The 26914-nt window shown below is 72.7% G+C and carries 24 protein-coding genes; 12 read left to right on the top strand and 12 right to left on the bottom strand.

What is annotated here, in order from left to right; all coding sequences use genetic code 11:
- Window positions 1-14: 14 nt before the first annotated feature.
- The 4 genes from DEJ50_RS17620 to DEJ50_RS17605 form a co-directional block, all read right to left on the bottom strand.
- Window positions 15-665, bottom strand: a complete 651-nt coding sequence (locus DEJ50_RS17620; protein ID WP_150208938.1) for a hypothetical protein — start codon at window positions 663-665, stop codon at window positions 15-17.
- A gap of 121 nt (window positions 666-786) precedes the next feature.
- The gene (locus tag DEJ50_RS17615) at window positions 787-3225 is read right to left on the bottom strand and encodes a dolichyl-phosphate beta-glucosyltransferase (protein ID WP_150208937.1); all 2439 of its coding nucleotides are present in this window, start codon (window positions 3223-3225) and stop codon (window positions 787-789) included.
- Entirely contained in the window at window positions 3222-3902 is a 681-nt protein-coding gene (locus tag DEJ50_RS17610; RefSeq protein WP_150208936.1) for a GntR family transcriptional regulator, read from the bottom strand. Before DEJ50_RS17610 ends, DEJ50_RS17615 begins: the two co-directional genes overlap by 4 nt.
- A gap of 98 nt (window positions 3903-4000) precedes the next feature.
- A complete protein-coding gene (locus DEJ50_RS17605; protein WP_150208935.1) occupies window positions 4001-5368 on the bottom strand; it encodes an aspartate aminotransferase family protein in 1368 nt (455 codons plus the stop codon).
- A 189-nt stretch (window positions 5369-5557) separates the two neighbouring features.
- Here DEJ50_RS17605 and DEJ50_RS17600 point away from each other — a divergent pair, with 189 nt between their 5' ends.
- The 10 genes from DEJ50_RS17600 to DEJ50_RS17555 all read left to right on the top strand — a co-directional run bounded on the left by DEJ50_RS17600 (window position 5558) and on the right by DEJ50_RS17555 (window position 16315).
- A complete protein-coding gene (locus DEJ50_RS17600) occupies window positions 5558-6196 on the top strand; it encodes a DJ-1/PfpI family protein (RefSeq protein ID WP_150208934.1) in 639 nt (212 codons plus the stop codon).
- Window positions 6189-6734, top strand: a complete 546-nt coding sequence (locus DEJ50_RS17595; RefSeq protein WP_150208933.1) for a MarR family winged helix-turn-helix transcriptional regulator — start codon at window positions 6189-6191, stop codon at window positions 6732-6734. Before DEJ50_RS17600 ends, DEJ50_RS17595 begins: the two co-directional genes overlap by 8 nt.
- Window positions 6735-6899: 165 nt before the next feature.
- Complete coding sequence (locus tag DEJ50_RS17590) at window positions 6900-8657, top strand: serine/threonine-protein kinase (protein ID WP_150212194.1); 1758 nt, start codon at window positions 6900-6902, stop codon at window positions 8655-8657.
- A gap of 192 nt (window positions 8658-8849) precedes the next feature.
- Window positions 8850-9818 carry an alpha/beta hydrolase gene (locus tag DEJ50_RS17585; protein ID WP_150208932.1) on the top strand — a complete coding sequence of 323 codons (969 nt, stop codon included), beginning with the start codon at window positions 8850-8852 and terminating at the stop codon, window positions 9816-9818.
- Entirely contained in the window at window positions 9811-11007 is a 1197-nt protein-coding gene (locus DEJ50_RS17580) for an acyltransferase family protein (protein ID WP_150208931.1), read from the top strand. Before DEJ50_RS17585 ends, DEJ50_RS17580 begins: the two co-directional genes overlap by 8 nt.
- Before the next feature lie 10 nt (window positions 11008-11017).
- The gene (locus DEJ50_RS17575) at window positions 11018-12319 is read left to right on the top strand and encodes a sensor histidine kinase (RefSeq protein ID WP_223837795.1); all 1302 of its coding nucleotides are present in this window, start codon (window positions 11018-11020) and stop codon (window positions 12317-12319) included.
- Window positions 12316-12987: a response regulator gene (locus DEJ50_RS17570; protein ID WP_150208929.1), complete on the top strand. Its 672-nt coding sequence runs from the start codon at window positions 12316-12318 to the stop codon at window positions 12985-12987. The genes DEJ50_RS17575 and DEJ50_RS17570 overlap by 4 nt, the downstream gene beginning before the upstream one ends.
- A gap of 87 nt (window positions 12988-13074) precedes the next feature.
- Complete coding sequence (locus DEJ50_RS17565; protein WP_223837794.1) at window positions 13075-14391, top strand: sensor histidine kinase; 1317 nt, start codon at window positions 13075-13077, stop codon at window positions 14389-14391.
- Window positions 14388-15056: a response regulator gene (locus DEJ50_RS17560; RefSeq protein WP_150208927.1), complete on the top strand. Its 669-nt coding sequence runs from the start codon at window positions 14388-14390 to the stop codon at window positions 15054-15056. Before DEJ50_RS17565 ends, DEJ50_RS17560 begins: the two co-directional genes overlap by 4 nt.
- 53 nt (window positions 15057-15109) lie before the next feature.
- A complete protein-coding gene (locus DEJ50_RS17555) occupies window positions 15110-16315 on the top strand; it encodes a cytochrome P450 (protein WP_150208926.1) in 1206 nt (401 codons plus the stop codon).
- Between the two features lie 19 nt (window positions 16316-16334).
- Here the strand turns inward: DEJ50_RS17555 and DEJ50_RS17550 are convergent, their stop codons facing one another.
- Both DEJ50_RS17550 and DEJ50_RS17545 read right to left on the bottom strand, forming a co-directional pair.
- The gene (locus tag DEJ50_RS17550; protein WP_150208925.1) at window positions 16335-17936 is read right to left on the bottom strand and encodes an ABC transporter permease; all 1602 of its coding nucleotides are present in this window, start codon (window positions 17934-17936) and stop codon (window positions 16335-16337) included.
- Window positions 17933-18832 carry an ABC transporter ATP-binding protein gene (locus DEJ50_RS17545; protein ID WP_150208924.1) on the bottom strand — a complete coding sequence of 300 codons (900 nt, stop codon included), beginning with the start codon at window positions 18830-18832 and terminating at the stop codon, window positions 17933-17935. Before DEJ50_RS17545 ends, DEJ50_RS17550 begins: the two co-directional genes overlap by 4 nt.
- 84 nt (window positions 18833-18916) lie before the next feature.
- Between DEJ50_RS17545 and DEJ50_RS17540 the strand changes: the two genes are divergently transcribed.
- Window positions 18917-19489 (top strand): GbsR/MarR family transcriptional regulator, encoded by a 573-nt coding sequence (locus tag DEJ50_RS17540; protein WP_150212193.1) that lies wholly within the window; start codon window positions 18917-18919, stop codon window positions 19487-19489.
- A gap of 89 nt (window positions 19490-19578) precedes the next feature.
- Here DEJ50_RS17540 and DEJ50_RS17535 read toward each other — a convergent pair whose 3' ends face one another.
- Complete coding sequence (locus DEJ50_RS17535) at window positions 19579-20562, bottom strand: diacylglycerol kinase (protein WP_411757617.1); 984 nt, start codon at window positions 20560-20562, stop codon at window positions 19579-19581.
- Window positions 20563-20725: 163 nt separating this feature from the next.
- On the opposite strand from DEJ50_RS17535, the gene DEJ50_RS17530 reads away from it, so the two are divergent.
- Entirely contained in the window at window positions 20726-22009 is a 1284-nt protein-coding gene (locus DEJ50_RS17530; RefSeq protein WP_150208923.1) for an adenylosuccinate synthase, read from the top strand.
- Between the two features lie 89 nt (window positions 22010-22098).
- Here DEJ50_RS17530 and DEJ50_RS17525 read toward each other — a convergent pair whose 3' ends face one another.
- The 5 genes from DEJ50_RS17525 to DEJ50_RS17505 all read right to left on the bottom strand — a co-directional run bounded on the left by DEJ50_RS17525 (window position 22099) and on the right by DEJ50_RS17505 (window position 26898).
- Entirely contained in the window at window positions 22099-22635 is a 537-nt protein-coding gene (locus tag DEJ50_RS17525) for a GNAT family N-acetyltransferase (RefSeq protein WP_150208922.1), read from the bottom strand.
- A gap of 9 nt (window positions 22636-22644) precedes the next feature.
- On the bottom strand, window positions 22645-23418 hold the full coding sequence (locus tag DEJ50_RS17520; RefSeq protein WP_150208921.1) for a hypothetical protein: 774 nt from the start codon (window positions 23416-23418) through the stop codon (window positions 22645-22647).
- Window positions 23419-23552: 134 nt separating this feature from the next.
- Window positions 23553-24506: an alpha/beta hydrolase family protein gene (locus tag DEJ50_RS17515; protein WP_150208920.1), complete on the bottom strand. Its 954-nt coding sequence runs from the start codon at window positions 24504-24506 to the stop codon at window positions 23553-23555.
- Between the two features lie 303 nt (window positions 24507-24809).
- The gene (gene kynU / locus DEJ50_RS17510; protein ID WP_150208919.1) at window positions 24810-26054 is read right to left on the bottom strand and encodes a kynureninase; all 1245 of its coding nucleotides are present in this window, start codon (window positions 26052-26054) and stop codon (window positions 24810-24812) included.
- On the bottom strand, window positions 26047-26898 hold the full coding sequence (locus tag DEJ50_RS17505) for a tryptophan 2,3-dioxygenase family protein (protein WP_150208918.1): 852 nt from the start codon (window positions 26896-26898) through the stop codon (window positions 26047-26049). Before DEJ50_RS17505 ends, kynU begins: the two co-directional genes overlap by 8 nt.
- Between the last annotated feature and the right edge of the window lie 16 nt (window positions 26899-26914).

Below are 26914 nucleotides of genomic sequence, written 5' to 3'. Positions count from 1 at the left end.
GACGCCCGCCTCGGTCAGCTGAAGATGATCATCGAGCCCTGGCCCAGGCTCCGGGTGGCGGCGGCATGCAGCCCCAGCCACACGTGCCGCTCCCGGGCGAACGGACTGTCGTCGTACGGAATAGGGCCCGCCGGTTCCTCCAGCGAGGTCGGCCGGCCCGGAGGTCTCGGCGCCGCCGGCGGATTCGCCGGATCGATCCCGATCGCCGGCGCCACGAACGCCAGCTCCCGCAGCAGCCCCTGCGCCGATCCCAGCGGGCCGCCCCCGGCCAGCAGCTCCTCGTTGGCCAGCGGAGCCGGGAAGTCCACCGGCACATAGGCGCCCGCGTGGTCGTAGTGCCACACCAGGTGCGACTGCTGGGCCGTGGCCTCGAACATCTCCAGCAGCTGCTCGTAGTCGCCGCCCAGCTCGTCCACCGGGGTCACCGGCAGCCCGCACAGCTGGAGCAGATAGGCCCGGCGCAGGAAGTGCAGGGCGTCGTAGTCGAACCCGGCCACCGGTGCCACGTCCCCCGACAGGCCCGGCATATAGGCGAAGACGGGCACGGACGGCAGCCCGGCCTCGCCGAGCGCCTTGTCATACGCGGCGATCTCCTCCGCGAAGGGGTTGTCGGGGCTGTGGCACAGCACGTCGACAAGGGGGACCAGCCACAGGTCACAGGCCACGCGGGCTCCGATCGGTCGTCGAGTCAGTCGTCGAGTCAGCCGTTGTCCGCCGATCGGGCCAGCGTAGTCCGCCGAACACGCTCAGCGAAGAGGTCGACGGCTCCCGGCCGCTGCCGCGCGGTCAGTCCCCCACCCGCCAGACCCACACGTCGGCCTCCTTCACCGGAGCCCGCCCCAGCAGCCTGGTCAGGGTGTCCCGCAGCTCCAGACCGCGGTCCTGGAAGGGCAGCACCACCGCGCCGGCCTTCCAGTACTCCAGGTCGGCGCGGGCCTGCGCCTGCCATTCCGGGGTGATCTCCGGCGGCTCCGCCCCGTAGCGGATGTCCCGCAGCAGGTTCGACAGGTGCCGCGGCGTGGCCCCGTAGATCCCGATCCGCTCGGGCCCCCACGGGCCGTTGAAATAGCCCCCGGCCAGCCGGAAGCCGAAGTCCGCCGCCACCTGCCAGTGCAGCGCGTCGGCCGCCGCCGGGTCCGGCAGCGGTACCGGAACGAGTGCTTCGCCTTCCTTGACGTACGGCTTCCAGAGACCCTCCGCGATGAACACCGGCACCGGCTCCCGGTCCCGGACCTCCAGCGGCACCGGCAGCACCGGGATCAGCGCCGCGGCCACCGCCAGCCCGCCCAGCACCCGCTGCTCGCGCGTCCGCAGCCGCCGGATCCGGTCCAGTGCCAAGGCCAGCAGCATGCCCAGCACGGGGGCGCACACCATCGCCACCCGCCCCTCGATGACCGACTCGAAGAGCGGCTGGTGGGCCAGCAGCCGCCACGGCCCGGGGATGACGGTCTCGGTGTGCGGGATCCGGATCCGCGGCCCCAGGGAGAGCAGCGCGGCAGCCGCACAGGTGACCGCCAGGGCCCGGACCGCCGTGTGCCGCCACAGCCAGACCACCACGGCCGCGGCCAGCGCGAGGAGGGGCCAGCCGAAGAAGGCGTTCTGCTCGGTGGGGTTCAGCGACAGCCGCTCGGCCGTCTCCCGGTCCCCGAAGAAGGACTGGGAGGCGTACTCGACCAGGGCGCGCGGGCTGTTCCCGGCGCCGTCCCCGTGCAGCACCGAGTGGTAGCTCTGCGGGCCGAAGAACTGCCAGTAGAGCGGGAAGGCCACCAGCGGTACGGACACGGCCGCGGCGATCCCCAGACCCTTGGCCAGGGGCTTCCAGGCCGCCCGGGCCCGTTCGCGGTCGAAGGCGGCGTACGCCCCGGCGAAGATCAGCATGGCCATGGCGGCGAGCAGGAAGGGCTCCTCGCCGAGGAAGACCTGGTAGGCGGAGAACAGGCCGAGCAGTACCCCGTCCCGGACCACCCGCCGCCCCTCGCAGAGCCGCAGCGCCCGGTCGATGATCACCGGGATCATGAACAGCACCACGAAGTTCGGGTGCGCATTGGCGTGCGAGACCATCGGCGGGGCGAAGGCCGCGAACGCGCCGCCGACGGCCGCGGCCCACCGGCCGGCCGCCAGCCGGCGGCGGATCAGCCGGTACCAGGCCCAGGCCGTGCCGGCCATGCCCAGGGTGAAGACCAGCATGAGCGTGATCTCCGGGCCGGCCAGCAGGGTCAGCGGGGTGAGCGGCACGGACAGCCCGAGCATGACCGTGTTGCCCATCAGGTTCACCCCGTCGGGCATCCCCTGGTACAGCGTGAACAGCGGATTGCGCAGCTGGGAGACGTTCTCGGCGGTGACCGCGAAGAACCACTCCCACTGGTTCTGGTCCTGGCCCGAGTCGGCCAGATAGGTCCCCTGCAGATCGGCCCACCGGTGCCGGTACAGGAACAGCGCACCGAGCAGGTAGAGCGCGGCGACGGCGAGCGCTCCCGCGTTCAGCCGGGCGAGCTCGCCGAGCACCCTCAGGTAGTCGAGCGGGCGGACCTTGGAGCCCTCCTGGTGCGACCAGCGCACCGGAACCTCCGCCACCGCCCAGCCCTGCTTCCGGAAGTACTGCAGGATCTCCACGTCCACGCCCCAGCCGTCGAGCCGGGAGGCCGCGAACGCGGCCCGCGCCCGGTCGCCGTCGAAGAGCTTGAACCCGCACTGGGTGTCCCGGATGCCGGGCACGGCCACGGCGCGGACGAGGCCGTTCCCGGCCCGGCCCAGCAGCTCCCGCGGCCGGCTCTGGCGGCGTTCGATCCGGGAGTCGGGGTGGGCGCGGGAGCCGATCGCGGCCTGGATGTCCGGGCCCTGGGCCAGGGCCTTCTCCAGGTGCTCCAGATCCTCGACGGGGGTGGCGAGGTCGGCGTCGGTGAGCAGCACCCGCTGTCCGGCGGAGGCCAGTACGCCCAGCCGCAGGGCGGAGCCCTTGCCCCGGTTGCGGTCGGACCGGATCAGCCGGATCCGCGGTTCGCCGACCGCGGCGGCCTCGGCGACGGCGGCCGTGCCGTCCGTCGAACCGTCGTCGACGACCACCACCTCCCAGTCGCCGGGGGCGGTGCCCAGATGCAGGTCGAGGTGGCGGCGGAGGGCCTCCAGGGTGGGGCCGAGCCGCTCCTCCTCGTGGTAGGCGGGGACGACCACGCTGAGCCCGACGGGCCCGAGCCAGGTCTGCGGCGGAACGGTGGTGCCGGTCATTCGCCGGCCGCCCGCAGGTCGGCCGCCCAGTCCAGTCCGTGCTGGTTGTAGGCGTGGACGAGGCGGCGCACCTCGTCCGCATCGGCCCGGGTCACCGCGTTCAGCAGTTCGGTGTGGCCGCACCACAGCAGGCTCCGCAACTGTGGCTCGCTCTTCAGATAGGGCACCGCGAAGACCCAGCACTGCACCCGGATGCGGTGCAGGAACTCGGAGATGTAGGCATTGCCGACCAGCCCGCCCAGCTCCCGCCAGAACCGCAGGTCATAGCCGATCAGCACTTCCAGGGAACCGCTCTCGGCGGCCCGCTGGGCCTCCTCGGCCCGGCGGCGTACGGAAACCAGCTGCTCGCCGCATCCGGGGGCCGTGCCGCGCTCGACGAGCCGCCGGAAGATGCCGTCCACGATGAGGGTGCGGGCCTCGATCATGCCGCGGAAGTCGTCGACCGTGAACACCTTGACCCGGAAGCCGCGGTGCTGGACGGATTCGAGCAGTCCCTGGGCCGACAGGTCGACCAGTGCCTCGCGGACCGGGGTCGCGGAGACCTCGTACTGCTCGGCGATCTGCTTGACCGTGAACTCCTGGCCCGGGGGCAGGCGGCCCGCCAGCACCTCGTCGCGCAGCGCGTCCGCGATCTGCTGACGAAGGGTGTTGCGGGTGACAGCTCCGCTGCCTGGCATGGGGTCCGTCTCCTTTGTAGGGCTTCGGACACCTTAGGCCAGGCAGCGGAACGGACGTGCGGCTGCCGTGTGACCGCTGTGCGGGCGCGGTGCGGGAGCTATGCGGAGGTGGTGTGGCGGTCTGCGACCGTCAGCGCCTCGTCGAGGAGCGCGAGGCCTTCCTTGGCCTCGGTCTCGGAGATGTTGCAGGCGGGCACGACATGGGTCCGGTTCATGTTGACGAAGGGCCACAGTCCGGACTTCTTGCAGGCGGCGGCGAACTCGGCCATGGGCGCGTTGTCGGCTCCGGCCGCGTTGTACGGGACGAGCGGCTCGCGCGTCTCCTTGTCCCGTACGAGGTCCAGTGCCCAGAAGGTGCCCAGGCCGCGGACCTCGCCCACGGAGGGGTGGCGTTCGGCGATCTCGGCGAGGGCCGGGCCGATGACGTTCTCGGCGAGGTGGGCGGCGTGCTGGACGATGCCCTCCTCCTCCATGGTGGTGATGGTGGCCACGGCCGCGGCGCAGGCGAGCGGGTGGCCGGAGTAGGTGAGTCCGCCGGGGTAGGGGCGGTTGGCGAAGGTCTCGGCGATGGCGGCGGAGATCGCCACGCCGCCGAGGGGCACGTAGCCGCTGTTGACGCCCTTGGCGAAGGTGAGCAGGTCCGGGGTGATGTCCCAGTGCTCGGCGGCGAACCACTTGCCGGTGCGGCCGAAGCCGGCCATGACCTCGTCGAGGATGAAGACGATGCCGTACCGGTCGCAGAGTTCGCGGACCCCGGCCAGGTACCCGGCCGGCGGGACCATGATCCCGGCGGTGCCGGGGACGGTCTCCAGGATGATCGCGGCGATGGACTGCGGGCCCTCGAAGGCGATGGTGTCGGCGAGGTGGCGCAGGGCGCGCTCGCACTCCTCGGCCTCGGTGGTCGCGTGGAACGGGGACCGGTAGAGGAAGGGGCCCCAGAAATGCACGACGCCGGCCGAGGCGGTGTCGGAGGGCCAGCGGCGCGGGTCGCCGGTCAGGTTGATGGCCGCTGCGGTGGCGCCGTGGTACGAGCGGTAGGCGCTGAGCACCTTGGAGCGGCCCGTGTGCAGCCGGGCCATCCGGACGGCGTTCTCGACGGCCTCGGCGCCGCCGTTGGTGAAGAAGATCTTGTCGAGGTCGCCGGGGGTGCGCTCGGCGATGAGGCGTGCGGCCTCGGAGCGCGCGTCCACGGCGAAGCCGGGGGCGAGGGTGCAGAGCTTGGCGGCCTGCTCCTGGATCGCGGCGACGACCTTGGGGTGCTGGTGGCCGATGTTGGTGTTGACCAGCTGGGAGGAGAAGTCGAGGTACCGGTTGCCCTCGTAGTCCCAGAAGTACGACCCCTCGGCCCCGGCGACGGCGAGCGGATCGATCAGGGCCTGGGCGGACCAGGAGTGGAAGACGTGGGCACGGTCGGCAGCCTTGACGGCGGCGCCGGCCGCGGGGTCGGTCTGCGGGTGAGGGGTCATGCGGGCCAGGCTAGAAGTGCGCAGGTGGGAGGGGATATCGGCGCCTTGTATGAGGGTGGCGCTCCGGCCTCGGCAGTCTGTCCGCTCGGCCGTCGGCTCGACTGTGGGCGCGGGGGTGATTGACAGGATGCTGTCGTCATGACAGTCTCTTGTCATAAGCGAGACCAGGGAACGACGGAGGAGAGCACGATGACCAGCAACGTGAACACCGCCCCGCGCAAGCCGGTCCACCTCGCGGTGTACGACACGTACGCGGACTGGGAGACCGGTCACACCACCGCACACCTCGCCCAGCGCGGCTACGAGATCCGCACGGTCGCGCTCGCCGACGACAAGCCGGTCACCACGATGGCCGGCATCCGCATCCAGCCGGACTCGGCGCTCGCCGACCTGGACCCGGCGGAGTCCTCCCTGCTGATCCTGACCGGCGCGGAACTGTGGGACACCGGGGACTCGCTGGCCCCCTTCGCGGCCAAGGCCCGCGAGTTCCTCGCGGCCGGCGTACCGGTCGCGGCGATCTGCGGCGCCACGGCGGGCCTGGCCCGCGAGGGCCTGCTGGACGACCGCGCCCACACCAGCGCCGTCTCCTTCTACCTGGCGGAGACCGGCTACGCGGGCGCCGACCGGTACGTCGAGGCGGACGCGGTCACGGACGGCGACCTGATCACGGCGGGGCCGACGGAGCCGGTGGCCTTCGCCCGCGAGGTGTTCGCGCGCCTCGGGGTGTACGGCCCCGAGGTTCTGGACGCCTGGTACCGGCTCTTCCACGACTCGGACGCGAGCGCGTACCCGGTCCTGATGGCGGCGGAGGCGTCGGGCGATGCGTGATGCTTCGCCGACGCGCGATGCTTCGCCGGCGCGCGACCACGGGGCGTCGGGCGGTACGGCTCCGGCGGGCGGTACGGCTGACGCGGGGACGCCGGAGGTCCAGGCGCTGCTCAGCCGCACGGCGATCGGCGTGTTCCGGCTGAACGGGCAGTTCCTCGCCGTCTCCGAGGAGCTGGCCCGCCCGGCCGGGCTGACCGCCGCCTGGTGGCAGGTGCTCGGCGCGGTCCTGCACGAGCCGCTGCCGGTCGCGGGCATCGCCCGCGCCATGGGCATCACCCGGCAGAGCGTCCAGCGCATCGCGGACCTGCTCACGGAACGCGGCCTCACCGAGTACCTCCCCAACCCGGCCCACCGCCGGGCCAAGCTCCTCCACCCGACCCCGGCCGGCCGCGAGGCCATCAGCCGGATCGAGCCGGGGCACGCCGACCTGGCGGCCCGGCTCGCGGCGGAGCTCGGCGAGGAGGCCTTCGCCGAAACCGCGCGCGTACTGGAGCGGCTGGCCGCAGCCATGGACACCCTCACCCCGCCCAAGGCCTGACCCGCGGACGCCCTCGATCCCCCTCGATCCCCCAGCGGGCCTCCGGGGGCCGGGGGTGTCCGCAACCGGAACGGAACCGTCACCGTCCATCCCCCTGCGGGCCGCGGCAACGGCCCACTATCCTCGGCCCGTTCGGCCGGCCCAGGGGGAGGGGATCACATGGCCATGGAACACCTGCATCCGGGCGATCCGCAGCGCATCGGGCCCTACCGTCTCCTGTCCCGGCTCGGCGCCGGCGGCATGGGCCAGGTCTACCTCGCCCGGTCCGACCGCGGACGCACCGTCACCGTCAAACTCGTCCACCGCGAGCTCGCCCGCCGCGAGGAGTTCCGCACCCGGTTCCGCCAGGAGGTGTCCGCCGCCCGCCGGGTCGGCGGCGAGTGGACCGCTCCGGTCCTCGACGCCGACACCGAAGCCGATACGCCCTGGCTGGCCACCGGTTACGTCGCCGGCCCGAGCCTCCGTCAGATCGTGGCCCGCGACTTCGGGCCCCTGCCCACCCGTTCCGTACGGATCCTCGCCGCCGGCCTCGCCCATGCCCTCCGCGACATCCACAGCGCCGGCCTGATCCACCGCGATCTGAAGCCGTCGAACGTCCTGCTCACCATCGACGGCCCCCGGGTCATCGACTTCGGCATCGCCCGCGCCCTCGAGGACACCGGAAGCGGAAGCGGTGCCGGCAGCGGAGCCGGTGCCCTGGGCCTGACCCGGACCGGCGAACTCGTCGGTTCCCCCGGCTTCATGGCCCCCGAGCAGATCCGCGGCGAGCCGGTCACCCCGGCCTGCGATGTGTTCTGCCTCGGTGCGGTGCTGATGTACGCCGCCACCGGAGCGCTGCCCTTCGGAGATCCGGAGACCGCCGGGGGGCTCGCGCCGCTGCTCCTGCGCATCACCGGGGCGGAACCGAATCTCGCGGCCGTCCCCGCGGAGCTCCGTACGCTGGTGGCCGGCTGCCTGCGCAAGCAGCCGGCGGACCGCCCGACTCCGGCGGAGCTGCTGGCCCTGGTCGGCGCGGGTGACACCGTCGCGGACGGCAGGGCCCTGGAACCCTGGCTTCCGGGCGCGCTGGTGGCCCAGTTGGGGCGGCATGCGGTCCAGCTGCTGGACCGCGAGGACGCCGGCCCGGACCGCCCGCGCGCGGACCCGCCCACCCTGCCCGCCCCGACCGGCCACGCACCGGCTCCGGTCCCCGCTCCGGTCCCCGCGTACCCGAGTTACGGCCCGGCACCGAGCTATGGCCCGGCCCCGGCCCCGACTGTGGTTCCGCCGGGTCCGGTCTTCTCGTACGCCCCGGCGCCCGTGGCCCCGGCCCCGCCGCACCCGCGGCCCCGCACCGCTTCGACCGTGTTCCTGGTGGCCGTGGCCACGGTCGTGGCGATCGCCGCGGGCGGCACCGTGTACGCCGTGATGAGCGCCGACGGCGACCCCGTTGCGGGCGGCCCGGCCACGCGGACCTCCGCCGGCACCACCCCCACGGCCACGGCCCCCGGCACCGCCCCGAACTCCCCGGCAGGCGCCGCCTCGGGCAGCGGCGGATCGGGCAGCACCGCCTCGAGCAGCGGCGGTTCGACACCGGGCACCACCGCGCCCTCGGTGCCCGGCACCGGCGGCATCCCGGCCGGCTACCTCGGCACCTGGACGGCCACCTCCGGTACCCAGACCTGGCGGCTCACCCTCACCCAGGGCGCCGTGGGCGAACCGGTGATGAGGCTGGAGGTCCGCTCCGCCGCCCTCGAGTGCGGCTGGTCGGCCACCCTGCAGTCGGCCGGCCCGCCGGTCGAACTGAGCCCGTCGAGCGTCTCGTACGGCCCCACGGCCAGCTGCAACCCCGGCCAGTGGAGCCGCCTCACCCTCCAGGGGGACGGCAGTCTCGTCCGTGAGCTGGTCGGGGGCCAGAATCCGCCGCTCACCTATCGCCGTTGAGCATTGATTGTGTCGGGACGGAGTGGCCCGGATACGTCGAACCCCTCTCGGCTCACCCTCGTCATACCTGAGAGCTACGCGCAAAGCCCGCTCCGCAGTGTGACGCCGACCAGGGGTGCCGGTTTCTAGCTTCGGTACCGGAGAGAGCAGATGCCTCTCCGGGGACACCGACCGAAGTGGGGAACAACGCCGATGAGCAGCAAGTCCGAGCGAGTCCGGCCGGTCCGCCTTCCCGGACGCCTGCGGCGCACGCTGCTCGCGGGTCTGATCGCCGCCGCCGTCGCAATTCCCGTGTCGGCCGCCGCCTCCCCGGCGGTGCCCGCGCCCGCCGCCGTCTCCTTCGCCGAGGGCGCCGGCCTCTCCGAGCGGTACGCCGCCAACCGCGCCAACCTCGCCGAGGCCGTACGGATGGCGGAGGAGGCCGGGCGGACCGGGCGGGCCGCCCGGCTTCGGGCCATGGAGGCCGGCGGGACGGCCCGCTTCCTCGCCTTCGACGGGCGGGGCAGCGGCCGGGCCGTCGAGGTGTTCGGCGATCTCGGCACCGCCGACCGGGTGGCCGTCCTGGTCCCCGGGTCGGACACGACGCTCGACACCTATCAGAGATTCCGTGCCGGGGCCGTTGCGCTCGGGCAGCGCCTGCGGGCGGAGCATCCGCACTCCGCGGTGGTGGCCTGGCTCGGCTATGACACCCCCGGCACGATCAGCCCGGCCGTCCTCACCGGAAGCCGCGCCGAGGAGGCCGCCCGGGCACTGGGGCCCTTCACCGGCCGGCTCCGGCAGCTGGCCGGACCCGGGGCGCGGCTCTCCCTGCTCTGCCATTCGTACGGCTCCGTGGTCTGCGCCCGCACCGAGACCGGCCCGGCCGTCACGGACCTCGTGCTGTTCGGCAGTCCGGGGACGGGCGCCGAAAGCGCCGCGGCTCTGCCGACGGCCGCCCGCGTCTGGGCCGGGCGGGGCGGGGCCGACTGGATCGGCCGGGTGCCGCATCTGCGGCTGGCCGGCCTCGGGTTCGGCACCGACCCGGTGGACCCCGCCTTCGGAGCACTGCCCTTCGCCGCCGGGAGCGGCGGCCACAGCGACTACCTCACGCCGGGCAGCCGCTCCCTCGACAGCCTCGCCCGCATAGTCCTCGGTACCGACCGGAAGGCCGGCCATGCCTGAGATCCGTGGTCTGCGCACCCGCTGGGCGGCCGTGGCCGACCGGATCGACTCCGGCACCCCGGCCGGCCGCGACCGCAGCGTGGACGCGCTGCGGGCCCTCGCCATCCTGGGCGTGATCCTGGGCCACTGGCTGGTCACCTCACTGACCGACCACGACGGCGGTCTGAGCGGCACCAGCCCGCTGGTGCACATGCCGTGGCTGGCCCCGGTCTCCTGGGTGTTCCAGACCCTGGCCGTGTTCTTCCTCGTCGGCGGGCATGTGGCCACCCGCAGCCTCGCCTCGGCCCGGGCGCGGGGGACGACGTACCGGGAATGGGTCGGGCGGCGGCTGGGCCGGCTGTTCCGGCCGGTGGCGGCAGTCCTCGGGCTGTGGGCGGTGACCACGGCCGGGATGCTGCTCGGCGGCGCCGGGCCGGACACCGTGCGGACCTTGCTGAACCTGGTGCTCTCCCCGCTGTGGTTCCTGCTGGTGTTCGCCGCGCTGACCGCCGTGACCCCGCTGGTGGCCCGGCTGCATCCGCTGTGGCCGCTCGCCGTGGTCGCGCATGTCGACCTGGCCCGGTTCGGGTTCGGCGCGCCCGAGTGGACCGGCTGGGTCAATGTGGCCGCCGGCTGGCTCGTCCCCTACACCGTGGGCGCCGCCTGGGCCCGGGGCGCGTTCGCCGGCCGACGGGCCGCGGCCTGGCTGCTGGGCGTCGGGACGGCCGGGACGGCGGCGCTGGTCCTGTGGGGCGGCTATCCGGCGTCGATGGTGGGCGTGCCGGGTGCCGCGGTGTCGAACCTGAACCCGCCGACGCTGGCCGCCGTGTCCTTCGGCCTCGCCCAGTGCGGGCTGGCCCTGCTGCTGCGGGGGCCGCTGGGCCGGGCGATGAGCCGTCCCCGGATCTGGGCCGCGGTGGCCCTGGCCAACCTGTCCGCGATGACCCTCTTCCTGTGGCACCAGACCGCGATGATGGCCGTCACCGCCCTCGGTCTGGCGTCGGGGACGGATCTGCCGGGCCTGCACACGGTCCCGGACGGCCCGGGGTGGATAGCCGCCCGGCTGCTGTGGCTGCCGGTGTTCGCGGCGGCGCTGCTGGTCTGCCGGACCGCGTTCGGTACATACGAGCAGCCCCGCCACCCGAACGGCCGCAGGACCGGGGCCGCTTGCGCGCGGCCGGCCGCGACCCGGGAGATCACCCATGCATAGGCTGGACGATGTGAGCGAGCACAGCACCCGGCCTCCGGCCACCGTTCCGGCACGGCTGCGCGGGGCGGTGTGGACCGTTGTCCGGGATCTGCTCACCGTCGAACGGGACCCGCTGCCGAGGATGCGCAGGCCGCGCTGGCTGGCGTGGCTGCCCCATGTCCTGGTCGGGTATGCGGCGGTGTTCTTCGCCTTCCTCACCACGGAACAGATCGGCTCGCACTACGGCATCAAGGGCGGCGCCCCGGCCGGACTGGGCCTGCTGACCGGGCTGTCCATCATGATCGCCCTGTTCAGCCCGCTGGCCGGGTTCTGGCTGGGGCTGATCACGGCCGGCTGGACGGCCGCCGTCATCGCGCACGGCGCGGACGGCGGACAGCCCTGGCTCTGGATGCCCTCCGGCCTGCCCGCCTTCGCACTGGTGATCCTGCTGCTCGCCCTGCGCGTACCGGCGCGGGTCACCACCGAGGCGGTCGTCCTGACGGTGGTCCTGACCTGGCTGGCCGAGAACCTCGCGGCCCCGCCGGGCAGCGATGACACCCTGCTCTCGGCCGTGCTCCTGTTCGGGTTCGCCGCCGTCCTCGGCTATGCGCTGCGGGCGGTGCGGCTGGCCCGCGGCAAGCTGGCGGAACAGGAGACCCTCACCGAGGCCGAGCGGGCGCAGCGGGCGCTGCTGGAGGAGCGCAGCCGGATCGCCCGCGAACTGCACGACGTCGTCGCCCACCACATGTCGGTGATCTCGATCCAGGCCCAGGTCGCCCCGCACCTGGTGGAGAACCCCTCCGAGGAGCTGAAGGAGAACCTGGCGGGCATCCGGGAGAACGCCCTGGAGGCCCTCACCGAACTGCGGCGGGTCCTCGGAGTGCTGCGCTCCGAGGACCCCGAGGATCCCGCGAACCCACACCATCCGCAGCCCACCCTCGCCGATCTGGACGGGCTGGTGGAGAACGTGCGGGGCGCCGGCCTGGAAGTCAGCACCGAGATCGCGGGCGTCCGCCGGCCGCTCACCCCCGGCGTGGAGCTCACCGCCTACCGGATCGTCCAGGAGGCCCTCAGCAACTGCCTCCGGCACGCGCCGGGCTCCCGGGTCGAGGTGGGCATCGCGTACGGGCCGCGCGAACTGCACCTGTGCGTCGCGAACTCCGCCCCGACCCGCCCCGTGCAGCCGTCCCCCGGTGCCGGGCACGGCCTGCTGGGAATGCGCGAGCGGGCGGGCATGCTGGGGGGCGAGCTGGCCGCCGGCCCCCGCCCCGGCGGGGGGTACGAGGTGACGGCGCTGCTCCCGATGGATCCACCGACCGAGAAGGACTCATGACCACGCCGATCCGGGTGATGATCGCCGACGACCAGATGATGGTCCGGCAGGGCTTCACCGTGCTGCTCAACGCCCAGCCCGACATCGAGGTGGTCGGCCAGGCGGTGGACGGCGCCGATGCCGTCGCCAAAGTCGCCGAACTCGATCCGGACGTGGTCCTGATGGACATCCGTATGCCCGGGGTCAGCGGCATCGAGGCGACCGCCGCGATCACCCGGGCACCGGAGGCACGGGTGAAGGTGCTGGTGCTGACCACCTTCGACCTGGACGAGTACGTGTACGAGGCGTTGCGGGCCGGAGCCTCCGGGTTCCTCCTCAAGGACGCCTCCGCGGACCAGCTCGCCGAGGCGGTCCGGGTGATCGCGGCGGGTGAGGCCCTCCTCTCGCCGAACATCACCAAACGGCTGATCACCGAGTTCTCCCGGCTGGGGGCTCCGCGTGCGCCTTCCCGGGACCGGATCGGGGAGCTGACCGAGCGGGAGACGGAGGTGCTGTCGCTGATCGCGCAGGGGCTGTCGAACGCGGAGATCGCGGAACACCTGGTGGTGGCCGAGCAGACGGTGAAGACCCATGTGAGCCGCATCCTGGTGAAGCTGGGCCTGCGCGACCGCACCCAGGCGGCGGTGTTCGCGTACGAGACGGGTCTGGTCCGTCCGACGGGCTACTGAGGGGGCCGGGTAGTACTTGAGGGGGACCCTGAGAGATCCCCATCGGCGGCGACGCGGACGAGGGTGCGGCGGACCTACGGTTTGTACGTGACCAAGACAGCCGCCGGGGGGACCCCCCGGACCCCCGAATTCCAGATTCTCCAGGCCCTGCGCCAGGACCTGTTCGTCAACGCCTTTGTCTACCGGCCGCTGCCCCCGATGCGGACGGACGGCCCACTGACCCGGCGGCTGCCGGAGGGGATACGTCTGCTGGCACCGCACGCCCCGCACGCGGCGGTGGGGCTGGCCGCTTTCGTCGTGGTCGTCCTCGGCGGCATGGACGGCTGGGGGATGTGGTTCTCGAATCCGCTGTCGTCCCTGTTCATGGGCCTGATCGCCGGTGTCCCGGTGCTGATGACGCTGATGCGGCCGATTGCCGCGTTCTGGGCGAGCGTGGCGAGCACCCTGCTGCTGTCCGTGTTCGATGCCGGGTACATGACCTGGCCGTGGTCGCCCAGCTCCTTCCTCGCGTACCTCACGGTGTTGGCAGTGGTCGCGATGCGGACCGGTCCTCGCGTGTCCGCCTGGATGTGGGCCATCACCGTAGGGCTCGGCGCCGTCATGGTCAGCCTGCTCGGCCGGGGGCAGCCGCTCAACGTGGTCAACATGATGGTGGTGTCGGCGTTCGTACTGCTCGCCATCAGCATGCGGCACATCCGGGTGGAGGCCGTACAGGAGGTCACCGCGCAGCAGGAGGTGACGGCTGTGGAGCGGGACCGGCGGACGCTGCTCGAGGAGCGGACCACCATCGCCCGGGAGTTGCACGATGTGGTCGCCCACCACATGTCGGTGGTGGCGATCCAGGCCGAGGCGGCGCCCTACCGGGTGGAGAACCCGCCGCCGGAACTGGAGGCGGCGTTCGCCACGATCCGGGAGAACGCGGTGGCCGCGCTCACCGAGCTGCGGCGGGTGCTCGGGGTGGTGCGGTCCGCGGACTACGAGGCTCCGGAGGCCCCGCAGCCGACCCTGGCCGCGCTGGACGGCCTGCTGGCCAATGTCCGGGAGGCCGGGCTGAGCGTGGAGAAGACGGTGACCGGGTCGGTGCGGGAGCTCCCGCAGGGGGTGGAGCTGTCGGCGTACCGGATCATCCAGGAGGCGCTGAGCAACACCCTGCGGCATGCGCCGGGGGCGGCGGCCGGGGTGGAGGTGTCCTATGTGCTGGGCGGGCTCGGGGTGCGGGTGGTCAACGACCCGCCGAGCGGGGACGTACGGCCTTCTTCGGGCGCCGGGCACGGGATCACGGGGATGCGCGAGCGGGTGGCCATGCTGGAGGGGGAGATGACGGCGGGCGAGACGGCCGAAGGGGGCTACGAGGTGGCGGTGTTCATACCGGTACGCAGCGTGCCGGTCGAGGACGCGGCATGACCGAGCCGGCGATCAGAGTGCTGATCGTGGACGACCAGATGATGGTCCGGGAGGGATTCTCCGTCCTGCTGAACGCCATGCCGGGCATCGAGGTGGTCGGCGAGGCGGTGGACGGCCGGGAGGCCATCGCCCAGGTGGCGGCGCTGCGTCCGGATGTGGTGCTGATGGACATCCGGATGCCGGAGATGAACGGGCTGGAGGCGACCCGGCAGATCGTGGCGGCGGACGCGGATGCGAAGGTGCTGGTCCTGACGACCTTCGACCTCGACGAGTACGTGTACCAGGCGCTGCGGGCCGGAGCCTCTGGATTCCTGCTCAAGGATGCGTCGGCCCGTCAGCTGGCGGACGGTGTCCGGGTGGTGGCGGCCGGGGAGGCCCTGCTGGCCCCGTCGGTGACCCGGCGGCTGCTGTCGGAGTTCTCCCGGCTGTCGGACGTGCCCAGACCCGCGGACCGGGTGGCGGTGGAGGAGCTGACGGACCGGGAGACGGAGGTGCTGGTCCTGATCGCCCAGGGCCTGTCCAATGCGGAGATAGCCGAGCGGCTGGTCATAGCGGAGTCCACGATCAAAACGCATGTGAGCCGGATTCTGGTGAAGCTGGGTCTGCGGGACCGGACCCAGGCCGCGGTGTACGCCTACGAGACGCGTCTGGTCACCCCGTCGTAGCGGGCACCCCGTCGCAGCGGTCCGGAGGCCGGGTCAGCGCCTAGGGTGCGGTCATGGACTTCGATCCGTGGGACCCCTCGTTCGTTGCCGATCCGTACCCCGCCTACCGGGAGTTGCGGGCGCGGGGGAGGGCCGTGTGGTGCGAGGCGACCGGGCAGTGGCTGGTGCCGCACCATGCGGACGTGAGTGCGCTGCTGCGGGACCGGCGGCTGGGGCGGACCTATCTGCACCGGTTCTCCTACGAGGAGTTCGGGCAGACCCCGCCGCCCGCCGCACACGAGCCGTTCCACGTCCTGAACGGGAACGGGCTGCTGGATCTGGAGGATCCCGCCCATGCGCGGGTGCGGAAGCTGGTGTCCAAGGCGTTCACGCCGCGGACGGTGGAGCGGCTGGCGCCCACCGTCCGGCGGATGGCGCAGGATCTGGTGGCCGCGTTCGTCGCCGAGGGCGGCGGGGATCTGCTGACGGCGGTCGCCGAGCCGCTGCCGGTGGCGGTGATCGCCGAGCTGCTGGGGGTGCCGGAGGCGGACCGGGGGCTGTTGCGGCCGTGGTCGGCGGCCATCTGCGGGATGTTCGAGCTGCGGCCGGACGAGGACACGGCGGCACGGGCCGTGGCGGCGTCGGTGGAGTTCAGTTCCTACCTGCACGGCCTGATCGGTGAGCGGCGCGCGAAACCCGGGGAAGATCTGATCTCCGCGCTGATCGCCGCCCACGACGAGGAGGGCCGGCTCAGCGAACAGGAGATGATCTCCACCTGTGTGCTGCTGCTGAACGCGGGCCACGAGGCCACCGTGAACACGACGGTGAACGGCTGGTGGGCGCTGTTCCGCAATCCGGAGCAACTGCGGGAGCTGCGGGAGCGCCCTGCCGAAATGTTGTCCACAGCTGTGGATGAACTCATGCGGTACGACACCCCGCTGCAGATGTTCGAGCGGTGGGTGCTGGACGAGGTGAGCATCGGGGACACCGTCCTCCCACGCGGCGCCGAGGTGGCCCTGCTGTTCGGGTCCGCCAACCGGGACCCGGCCCGGTTCGAACGTCCCGACGAGCTGGATCTCCTGCGCCGGGACAATCCCCACCTCAGCTTCGGGGCCGGGATCCACTACTGCCTCGGGGCTCCGCTGGCCCGGCTGGAACTCATGGCCTCTTTCGGAGCCTTCCTGGACCCGCACGTCCCGCCCATCCGGCTGCTCCGCGAGCCGGAGTGGCAGGACGGGTACGTGATCCGCGGCCTGCGGGAGCTCCTCGTGGACTGCTAGTGCGGCGGCCGGACACGTCCTAGGACACCATGTCCCTGCGGCGCAGGGCCGCGAGGCCGGCGCCGGCCAGGGCCGCCGCCAGGGCGGCCAGCAGCAGGACCGCAGCCCCCTCCGCCCCCGCAAGCCCCTCGGACCCCGGCAGTTTCGGCAGGTGGGCGAAGGGCGACAGGTTCAGCACCCCCTGCGGCAGGTTCAGCGCCGGGCCGATCCAGCCCAGGGCCAGCGCGGTCCCGGCCACCGCCCAGGCCGCCCCCGCATACCGCGGCGCCACACCGTACAGCAGCACCGCCAGTGCCCCGATCACCCACACCGCCGGCAGCTGCACCAGGGTCGCCCCCAAGGCCGCGCCCACTCCCCTGCCGTGCCCGATGCCGAGCCCGAGCCCGCCCAGTGCCAGGATCAGCGCGGCACCGCCGAAGGCGATCACCAGGTGCCCGCCCGCCCAGGCCGGCCGGCCGACCGGGCCGGCCAGCAGCGGTTCGGCACGCTGCCCCGTCTCCTCACCGTGCAGCCGCAGCACCGAGGCCACGATGTAGAGCGCGGCCACCATGCCGAGCAGCCCGGCGATCGCCGCAAGGAACGCATCGGTCAGTTCGCTCTGCCCGCCCATCCGCTCGAAGATCTCGCGGGTCCGCTCGTTGTCGCCGACCAGGTCGGCGGCCCCGTCCGCCATCCCGCCGAACACGACTCCGGCCAGCAGGAACCCCACGCTCCAGCCGAGCACGGCGCCCCGCTGCAGCCGCCAGGCCAGCGCACCCGCCGACCCGAGCCGGCCCTCGGCCGGCCCCGGCCGGGTCGGCAGGAAGCTCATGCCCAGATCACGCCGCCCGGCCAGCACATATGCGAGCACCGCCTGCCCGGCGACCACCCCGGCCATCAGCCCCAGCACCCACCAGCGTTCGGCGGCGAAGGGACGTACGTTCTCCAGCCAGCCGAGCGGCGAGGCCCAGGTCAGTACCGAACTCCCGCCCCGCTCCCCCGCATCGCCCGCCGCCCTCAGTACGAAGGCCGCACCCAGCACGGCCACCGCCAGGCCCTTGGCGAACCGCGCACTCTCGGTCAGCTGGGCCGCCAGGGCGGCCGTGGTCGCGAACAGCATCCCGGTGGCCGCGATCCCGAGACCGAGTGCGAGCGCCCCGCCCGCACCCCGGCCGGCCAGGCCGCCCGCGATGAGCAGGCCCAGCAGCCCATTGGCCACCAGGGCGGCCAGCAGCGCCGCGGTCAGCGGGGCCCGCCGCCCCACCATCGCCGCGGACAACAGCTCCTGACGTCCCGTCTCCTCTTCCTCCCGGGTGTGCCGGACCACGATGACCAGACTCATGACCGCGGCCAGCACCGCGGCAAAGCCGCCGATCCGCCAGGCCGTCAGGGCTCCGAGGGAATCCCCGAACACCGGCCCGTACAGGGCGCGCATCGAGCCGTTCGCATTCATGGTGGCGGCGATCCCGGCCCGCTCGGCGGCCGTGGCGTAGATGTTCCCCAGCGATCCCGGCATGCTGACCACGATCAGCCCGGTGGCCAGGATCCAGACCGGCATCATGACGCGGTCACGGCGCAGGGCCAGCCGCAGCAGGATCCCGGTTCCGGCCAGTTGGCGGTGGCTGCTGTTGCTGCCGCTCATCGTGCGTTCGCTTCCTCTGCCGTGTAGTGGCGGAGGAAGAGCTCCTCCAGGGTGGGCGGGGTCGAAGTGAGCGACCGCACGCCCGAGTCGGTGAGCGCCCGCAGCACCGCATCCAGCTTGTCGGTGTCCACCTGGAGCCGGACCCGGTGGCCGGTGATGTCCACGTCGTACACACCGGGCAGGTGCGCGACCCCGTTGGGCGGGCCGGCGAGCTCGGCACTGACCGACGTACGGGTGAGGTGCCGCAGGTCGGCAAGGGTGCCGGTCTCGACGGTGCGCCCCTTGCGGATGATGCTGACCCGGTCGCAGAGGGTCTCCACCTCGCTCAGGATGTGCGAGCTGAGCAGCACGGTCCGGCCGGCGGCACGCGCCTCGGTGACGCAGCTCCGGAAGACCTCCTCCATCAGCGGGTCGAGACCGGAGGTGGGCTCGTCCAGGATGAGCAGCTCGGCGTCGGAGGCGAATGCGGCGACCAGGGCGACCTTCTGCCGGTTGCCCTTGGAGTAGGTGCGGCCCTTTTTCGTGGGGTCGAGCTCGAAGCGTTCGATCAGGGAGGCCCGGCGGGCCCGGTCGAGGCCGCCGCGCAGCCGGCCGTAGAGGTCGATGACCTCACCGCCCGAGAGGTTGCGCCACAGGGTGACGTCCCCGGGGACGTAGGCGATGCGGCGGTGCAGGGCGACGGCGTCGGCCCACGGGTCGCCGCCGAGCAGTTCGGCGGTGCCGGAGTCGGCGCGCAGCAGGCCGAGCAGGACCCGGATGGTGGTGGACTTGCCGGCTCCGTTGGGGCCGAGGAAGCCGTGGACCTCGCCGGTGGCCACCGAGAGGTCGAGGCCGTCCAGTGCATGCGTGCGGCCGAACGCCTTGTGAAGTCCGGCGACGCTGATTGCCTTCGTCATGTTTCTGAACGTACGCTACTTTCACAAAGTTGTGAAGTTAGAGAAACATCAAAAGGGTCGCGTAGAGTCGGCGGTGTGGCGGAGATGGGTGTGACGCAGGAGAACGACGGCGAGCGGCGGGACCGGGAGGCGGTGTCGCGTTTCGTCGAGCGGTTCGCGGGCCAGCTGACCGACGCCGGCATGCAACGGATGGCAGCGCGGGTCTTCGCCTGCCTGCTGGCCAGCGACAAGGGCAGCATGACCTCGGCGGAGCTCGGCAAGGCCCTGCAGGTCAGCCCGGCGGCGGTCTCAGGCGCGATCGGCTACCTGAGCCAGGTCGACATGGTCAGCCGGGAACGCGAGCCGGGCTCCCGCCGGGACCGGTACGTGCTGCACAACGAGCTCTGGTACGAGACCTTCACCCGCCGCGACCAGGTGCTGAGCAGCTGGGAGCGGACGCTGCGCGAGGGCGCGGTCAGCCTCGGCCCGCACTCCCCGGCCGGCACCCGGGTCGCGGAAACCGCCGCGTTCTTCGAATTCCTCCAGGGGGAGATGCTCTCCATGCTGGACCGCTGGCGCACGCACAGGGCGACGCTGGACCTCGACCGGGACCTGGCGGAGGGGCTGAGCGGGGGCGCCCCGGAGTCCGGCGGACGGAACCCGGCGGACCGGGCCTGAGCCGGGCCTGAGCCGGACCTCGGCCCGGCGGAGGCCCGCCCGGGCCGCGCTCCGGCGTCAGGCCGGGTCGGCCGGGTCCCGGGCCACCGTCAAGCCGGGTCGGCCGGGTCCCGGGCCACCGTCAGGCTCCAGGCCGACGGATACAGCGTCCACGTCCGGCGCCGCACCGGCCCTGCCACCGCATGGTCAGCCCGGTAGCGGAAATCCGCCCCCGAGACCGTCACCGTACGGGCCAACGCCGTCACCGTGCCGGCGGCGCCGCCACCCGTACGGACGACCACCTCGGCCAGCCCGTCCCGGCCCACCACCGACACGTCCTCCACCGACCGGTCCAGATCGGCCAGCAGCACCCCGTCCGCCTCCACCCGCAGCCGGTGCGCCGCCCGCGCCGCGGACACGCCGGACGCCGCCACCCCGGCAGCCCCCGCACCCCTGCCTGCACCGGCACCCACGTCCGCGCCCGCCGAACCGCCCGAACCGGCCGAACCGGCCACCGGCGGGCGCCCCAGCGTCCGTACCAGCGACCTGCACGCACTCCACACCGACCGCGCCGCCGCCGGCCGCCGGCCACGGGCACCCGCACCCGCACCCGGCCCCGCCGCCGACACCGGCGGGATCCGCAGCCCGCCCAGCACCACCCCGTCGCTGTCGTCGACCAGCAGGTCGTACGTCCGCACCGCGCCGTCCAGCACCGCCCGCGCCGCCGCCACCGTCCCGGTCGGAACGCCCAGCGCATGCGCCAGCGGCAGCGCCGACAGCGGCCCCACCGGCACCAGCGACAGCGCCCCGGCCGCGGCCAGGGCCCGCTCCCGGTGCAGCAGCCCCACCGCCCGCACCAGCGCCCGGTCGTCCCCCACGATCACCGGGCGCCGATGACCCCGGCGGGCGAGCGCCCGCGCGAACTCCTCAGGGGTCTCGGGGAGGCAGATTTTCGCCGCCGCCCCCGCACTCAGCACATCCTTCGCGATCCGCACGGACTCGCCGTCAAGACGGCGGGCGACCGGGTCGACGAGCACAAGCAGGGCACCTACCGGCGCGCCCGCCTCGCTCATGGTGGGCTCTGGAGCCGACACCTCGGTCCTTCCTCGGGTAGCATCTTTGTGCAAGAGCCCCTTGCGCTATTGCGCCAGGGGCTTCGTCTATTCCGGGGTACCGGTCCGACGGCTCAGCCTGCGGTGTACATCGTCGTACGCCCCCTGACCTTGGACATGCCCCATCCGGAAGAGGTGTACGCCTGTGCCCGCTCTTGTGCTGCTCGGAGCTCAGTGGGGTGACGAGGGCAAGGGAAAGGCCACCGACCTGCTCGGTGGATCCGTTGATTATGTAGTGCGCTACCAGGGCGGCAACAACGCCGGCCACACGGTCGTCGTAGGCGACCAGAAGTACGCACTCCACCTTCTCCCTTCCGGAATCCTGTCCCCCGGCTGCACGCCGGTGATCGGCAACGGCGTCGTCGTCGACCCGTCCGTGCTCCTGTCCGAGCTGCGCGGGCTCAACGACCGTGGGATCGACACCTCGAAGCTGCTGATCAGCGGTAACGCGCACCTGATCACGCCGTACAACGTCACCCTCGACAAGGTCGGCGAGCGCTTCCTCGGCAAGCGCAAGATCGGCACCACCGGCCGCGGCATCGGCCCGACCTACGCTGACAAGATCAACCGCGTCGGTATCCGGGTCCAGGACCTGTACGACGAGTCGATCCTCACCCAGAAGGTCGAAGCGGCGCTGGAGGGCAAGAACCAGCTGCTCGCCAAGCTCTACAACCGGCGGGCCATCGAGCCGGAGCAGATCGTCGCGGAGATGCTCCAGTACGCGGAGCAGATCCGCCCGTACGTCGCCGACACCACCCTGATCCTGAACAACGCGCTCGACGAGGACAAGGTCGTGCTGTTCGAGGGCGGCCAGGGCACCCTGCTCGACGTCGACCACGGCACGTACCCGTTCGTGACCTCGTCGAACCCGACCGCGGGCGGCGCGTGCACCGGTACGGGCGTCGGCCCGACCAAGATCAGCCGGGTCATCGGCATCCTGAAGGCGTACACCACCCGTGTCGGCGCCGGCCCGTTCCCGACCGAGCTGTTCGACCAGGACGGCGAGGACCTGCGCCGCATCGGCGGCGAGCGCGGCGTCACCACCGGCCGCGACCGCCGCTGCGGCTGGTTCGACGCGGTGATCGCGCGTTACGCCACCCGGGTGAACGGCCTCACCGACTTCTTCCTCACCAAGCTGGACGTGCTGACCGGCTGGGAGGAGATCCCGGTGTGCGTCGCGTACGAGATCGACGGCAAGCGGGTCGAGGAGCTGCCGTACTCGCAGACCGACTTCCACCACGCGAAGCCGGTCTACGAGATGCTGCCGGGCTGGTCCGAGGACATCACCAAGGCGAAGACCTTCGCGGACCTGCCGAAGAACGCGCAGGCGTACGTGAAGGCGCTGGAGGAGATGTCCGGCGCGCCGATCTCCGCGATCGGTGTGGGCCCGGGCCGCACGGAGACCATCGAGATCAACTCGTTCCTGTAGCAGGAACGGCTGTACGACGAACCGGAGGCGGGTCACGCAGATGCTGCGCGACCCGCCTCCGGCACAGGCGGAGCCGCGTGGAGCCCGGGTCAGGGGGTCAGGCGCCGGGAGAGGACCTGGCCCGGCCAGGAGCCGGACAGGAAGCCGACGGTGGGCGTAAAGCCGTTGCGTTCGTAGAACGCGACCAGTTCGCCGCCACCGCCCGCCCAGCAGTCGACCCGCAGCAGGCCCACACCGGCCCGCCGGGTTTCTTCGGCCGCATGGGCCAGCAGGGCCGCGCCGATGCCCAGGCCGGCATGGCGGCGGGAGGAGACCAGGAGGCGGACGTACCGTTCGGGCTCCTCGGCCGGCGCGATCGGCATCTGCGGGCTGGGCCCGGAGTCCAGCACCAACGCCCCGACGGGTGCGCCGTCCAACTCCGCGACGTAGGGGGTGTTCTCGGTCGTGTACCGCTCGACCCGCGCCACCCCGCCCGGCTTCTGCGAGTACGGTGTCGTGCCCCATTGCTCGGTGTTGCCGCGCTCGTTCATCCAGGCCACCGCGGAGTCGAGCATGTCCAGGATGGCGGGTGCGTCGGCGAGACCGCCCGGTCTGATCCGTATGCCGTGCGTGGTGTTGTCGTTCACAGCGGAAGCCTATGAGGCGTCATGCGCCCGAGTGGTGGTGCTCCTGCCGCGCGGGCGTTCCGGGGGGAGGGAGCGGAAGGTGATGCCGTGGCGGGTGCGGAGGCGGAAGAGTTCGAAGGCGGCAATGGCCATCGTGGCGATCGCTCCGCCGAGGGGCAGCAGGGTGGAGTCCGCGATCTGGTCGCCGAGGGGAAAGAAGATGTCCTGGAGGGCGAGTTCCCAGGCGAGGACGACGGTGAGACAGGCCGGGAGCGCCTGGTGGACCTCCACCGTGCGGAACATGTGCCGGGATATCGCCGGGACGGCGAAGAAGACGAAGCCGACCGCCCGGGCCAGGAGGTAGATGCCGATGACCACGGCGATGGCCCATAGCAGCGGGTGGTTGAAGCTGGACACGACCCAGATCGGCAGGACCACCGCGGTGGCTCCCAGCAGGAAGTGCCCGAGGAACGCGGCCACGGAGGTGAGCGGCCCCGGTAATCGGCTGATCATCCGCCGCCGGTACCCGGGCCGGGCCGCGGCGATGTACAGCGCAAGGACCACGGGGACGGAGAGCAGGAGGAGGACCGGAGTCAGGGCGATCCTGAGGGCGCCGTCCCGGACCCAGTAGACCAGCCCTTGCGGGTCCTGCATCACCACGGGCAGCTTCACGACGAGCGCGATCCCGATCCCGCACCAGAAACGGACCTCCTGAAGGATCCGGACCGGCCGGTCGTCCAGGATCGCGTCCTCCGGCGGCTCCATGAAGCGCTCGACGAGGTTCCGGTCCTTGTTGTCCCCCATCCGGTGAGCGTGACAGCCCGGAGGCACGGAAGACAGGCTTCCGTCCCGGTCCGGCGGCGCCTGAGCCTGCGCCTGCGCCTGCGCCGAACCACATCCGGGAGCGCGTCCCGTGCCCGGCTCCCTGGCCCCGAGCCTCACCAGGCCAGTTGAGCGATCTCCTCCGCCACCACCGCGCATGCGTCCGCCGACGGGTCGATCAGGGGGAAGTGGCCGACGTCGGCCAGCAGCGTCAGGCCCACCGTCTCGCCCGCCTTCGCCGCCGCCGCCACATACGCCTCGGACACCGCCGCCGGGACCACCAGGTCCGCGCGGCCGTGGACGATCGCCGTCGCGATCCCGGTCGGCAGCAGGGCGGCCGGATCGGCGTACGGCAGACGGGAGGCGAAGAACTCCTCGCCGCCCAGCAGCTGCGCCGACGCGCCCCCGCACACCCCCAGCTCCTCCGCCACCACGAAATCCGCGATCGGGGCCAGGGCCACCACGCCCCGCAGCTGCGGCGGCGCAGGCAACCGCCACGCACCCGCGGGATCCACCGCACTCGCACCCGCACCCGCGTCCCCCGCCGGCAGGACATGCCGCCCCGCCGCCCACAGCGCGAGCTGCCCGCCCGCCGAGTGGCCGGTGAGGACCATGCGGCGGACGTCCGCCTGCGGGAGGTGTGCCGGTACCAGGTCCGGCAGGGCGTCCAGGGCGGCGGCGACGTCGTCGAAGGTGTCGGGCCAACGGCCCGCCACGGGGCCGGCCGCGCCCTGGCGGGGCAGCGCACTGCCGCGCCGGTACTCGATGTTGGCCACTGCGAAGCCCTGGCGGGCCAGGAAGTCCACGAACGGGGTGATGTGCTGCCGGTCGTACGGGGCGCGCCAGGCGCCGCCATGCAGAACGACCACCAGAGGGGCCGGGCCGAGGGCGGTTGCCCCGGCCGGCCGGGCTGCCATCCCTGTCTTCCCCGCGTCGCCCCGCGGGGCGTAGAAGTCCACCACCTGGTCCGGGTGTTCGCCATAGGACGCAGTCGCGTCCGGGGCCACCGCCGGGTGGGAGAAGGCCGAGGCTTCCTCGGCGGCGTCCCGTTCCACTGCGGGGTCCGTCATCGGCTCGACACCTCTCGGTACGTCGGTACGGGGGAGACACCCGGGACATGGGACACATGTTCCGGGCAGCGGGACGCTATCAGGCCGGAGCGAGGGGTTCCGCTCCGCCCGGAGCCGGCTCCTCGCCCACTCGGGCCCGGTCCGGACCCGCCTCGGAGGTGTTCCGGACCCGCTCCGGCCCCCGTCCGGATCCGGTCCGGACCCGCCCCAGACCCGGCTCGGGGTACGGCCGGGGCGGCGCGGCGAGCCCATGGCCCCGACCGCACCGCCCCGGTGTGACGTTCCGCCACACCCGCGTGATCATCACCCGTAGATGTGACCCAGCGTCCGTGCCGCACGCTCCGCATCGGCGAATCCGACGTACAGCGGAGTGAACCCGAACCGGAGCACGTCCGGGGCCCGGAAATCGCCCACCACCCCGCGTGCGATGAGCTCGCGCATCACCGCGGACGCGTTCTCGGTGCGCAGCGAGACCTGGCTGCCGCGCTCCGCATGGGCGGCCGGGGTCACCGTCTCGACCTTCCCGCCCGGGACGTACGCCTCGACGCACTCCAGGAAGAAGTCCGTCAGCGCGAGGGACTTGCGCCGGACGTCCGCCACCGACACGCCCTCCCAGACGTCCAGCGCCGCTTCGAGGGCGAGCATGGACAGGATGTCCGGGGTGCCGACCCGGCCGCGGCGGGCACCGTCGGCCGGGACGTAGCCGGGGGTCATCGCGAACGGGTCCGCGTGCGAGTTCCAGCCCGGCAGCGGGGAGTCGAAGCCCGCCTGGTGGCGTCCGGCGACGTACAGGTACGCGGGCGAGCCGGGGCCGCCGTTGAGGTACTTGTACGTGCAGCCGACGGCCAGGTCGACCCCGTGCTCCTCCAGGTCCACCGGCAGCGCGCCCGCACTGTGGCAGAGGTCCCAGACCGACAGGGCGCCCGCCGCGCGGATCGCCGCCGTCAGGCCCGGCAGGTCGTGCAGCCGGCCCGTCCGGTAGTCCACGTGGTTGAGGAGTACGGCGGCGGTGCGCGGTCCGAGGGCCGCGGGGACGGCCGCCGGCTCCACCGGAACCACCTTCAGGCCGGTCATCCGGGCCGCCGAGGCGGCGATGTAGCCGTCGGTGGGGAAGGTGGTGGCGTCGACCAGGAGTTCGTCCCGGCCGCCGTCCGTCGTGGCGGCGGCCAGGCGGGCGGCGCCGACCAGCGCCTTGAAGAGGTTCACGCTGGTCGAGTCGCCGACCACGATCCGGCCGGGGGCCGCGCCCACCAGCGGGGCGATCCGGTCGCCGATCCGCTCGGGGGCCGTCCACCAGCCGCTCTCGTCCCAGGAGCGGATCAGCAGTTCGCCCCATTCGCGGGCGACCACGTCCGCGACCCGGCCCGGAACGGCCGCCGGAAGGGCACCCAGCGAATTCCCGTCCAGGTAGACCAGGCCGGGCGGGAGGCTGAACCGGTCGCGGAGCTTGCCGAGTCCGTCCTCGGTGTCACGTGCGTCGAGCGCTTCGGCGCGTATGGAGAGCGGGGTCTCGGACAGCGGGGTCTCGGACAGCGGGGTCTCAGACATGGCTGCGCGCCGTCCACAGCTCGGGGAACACGTTCTTCGAGGCGCGCTTCTCCAGCCAGGCGACGCCGGCGGAGCCGCCCGTGCCGGTCTTCGCACCCATCGCGCGGCGGGTGGCGACCAGGTGGTCGTTGCGCCAGCGCCAGACGAGCTCGGCGACGTCGGTGAGGGCCTCGCCGAGCCGGACCAGGTCGTCGCCGTGCCGGTCGTCGGCGGCGTAGAGGGCGGACCAGACCGCCTCCACCGCCGGCGAGGGCTCGTACCGCTGCGAGAGATCGCGGGTCAGGACCGCTTCGGGGACGGCGTGGCCGCGGCGGGCCAGCAGGCGCAGCACCTCGTCGTACAGGCTGGGCTCGTGCAGGGCCTTCTCCAGTTCGGAGTGCACCCGGGGCGCGCCGCGGTGCGGGACCAGCATGGACGCGGACTTCTCGCCGAGCAGGAACTCCATCCGCCGGTACATCGCGGACTGGAAACCGGAACCTTCGCCGAGGGCGGCGCGGTAGGCGTTGAACTGGCCGGGGGTGAGCTGGGCCAGCGGACGCCAGGAGGCGTTGAGCGACTCCAGCTCATAGGTGGAACGTTTCAGCGCGTCCATCGCGACATCGATCCGGTCCTCGCGCAGGGCGCGGGCGGCGGTCTCCCACTCGTGGACGATGACCGTGAACCACAGCTCCATCACCTGGGTGGTGACCAGGAAGACCATCTCGCCCGGATCGTCCGAACGGGGGTGCTGGAGGTGGGTGAGGACATCCGCCTGGACGTAGTCCTCGTAGGGGGTGGTGCCGGCGAAGTCGAGGTTCGGGGTGTCCGAACCGCTCGCTCCGGAGGCATCAAGGGTGTGCGACATCGCTGTCTCCTCGACA

It is taken from the genome of Streptomyces venezuelae, from assembly GCF_008642295.1.
Taxonomy (GTDB): domain Bacteria; phylum Actinomycetota; class Actinomycetes; order Streptomycetales; family Streptomycetaceae; genus Streptomyces; species Streptomyces venezuelae_C.
The sequence above is the reverse complement of the archived record's forward strand: the minus strand, read 5'-3'. Positions and strand labels throughout refer to the sequence as shown.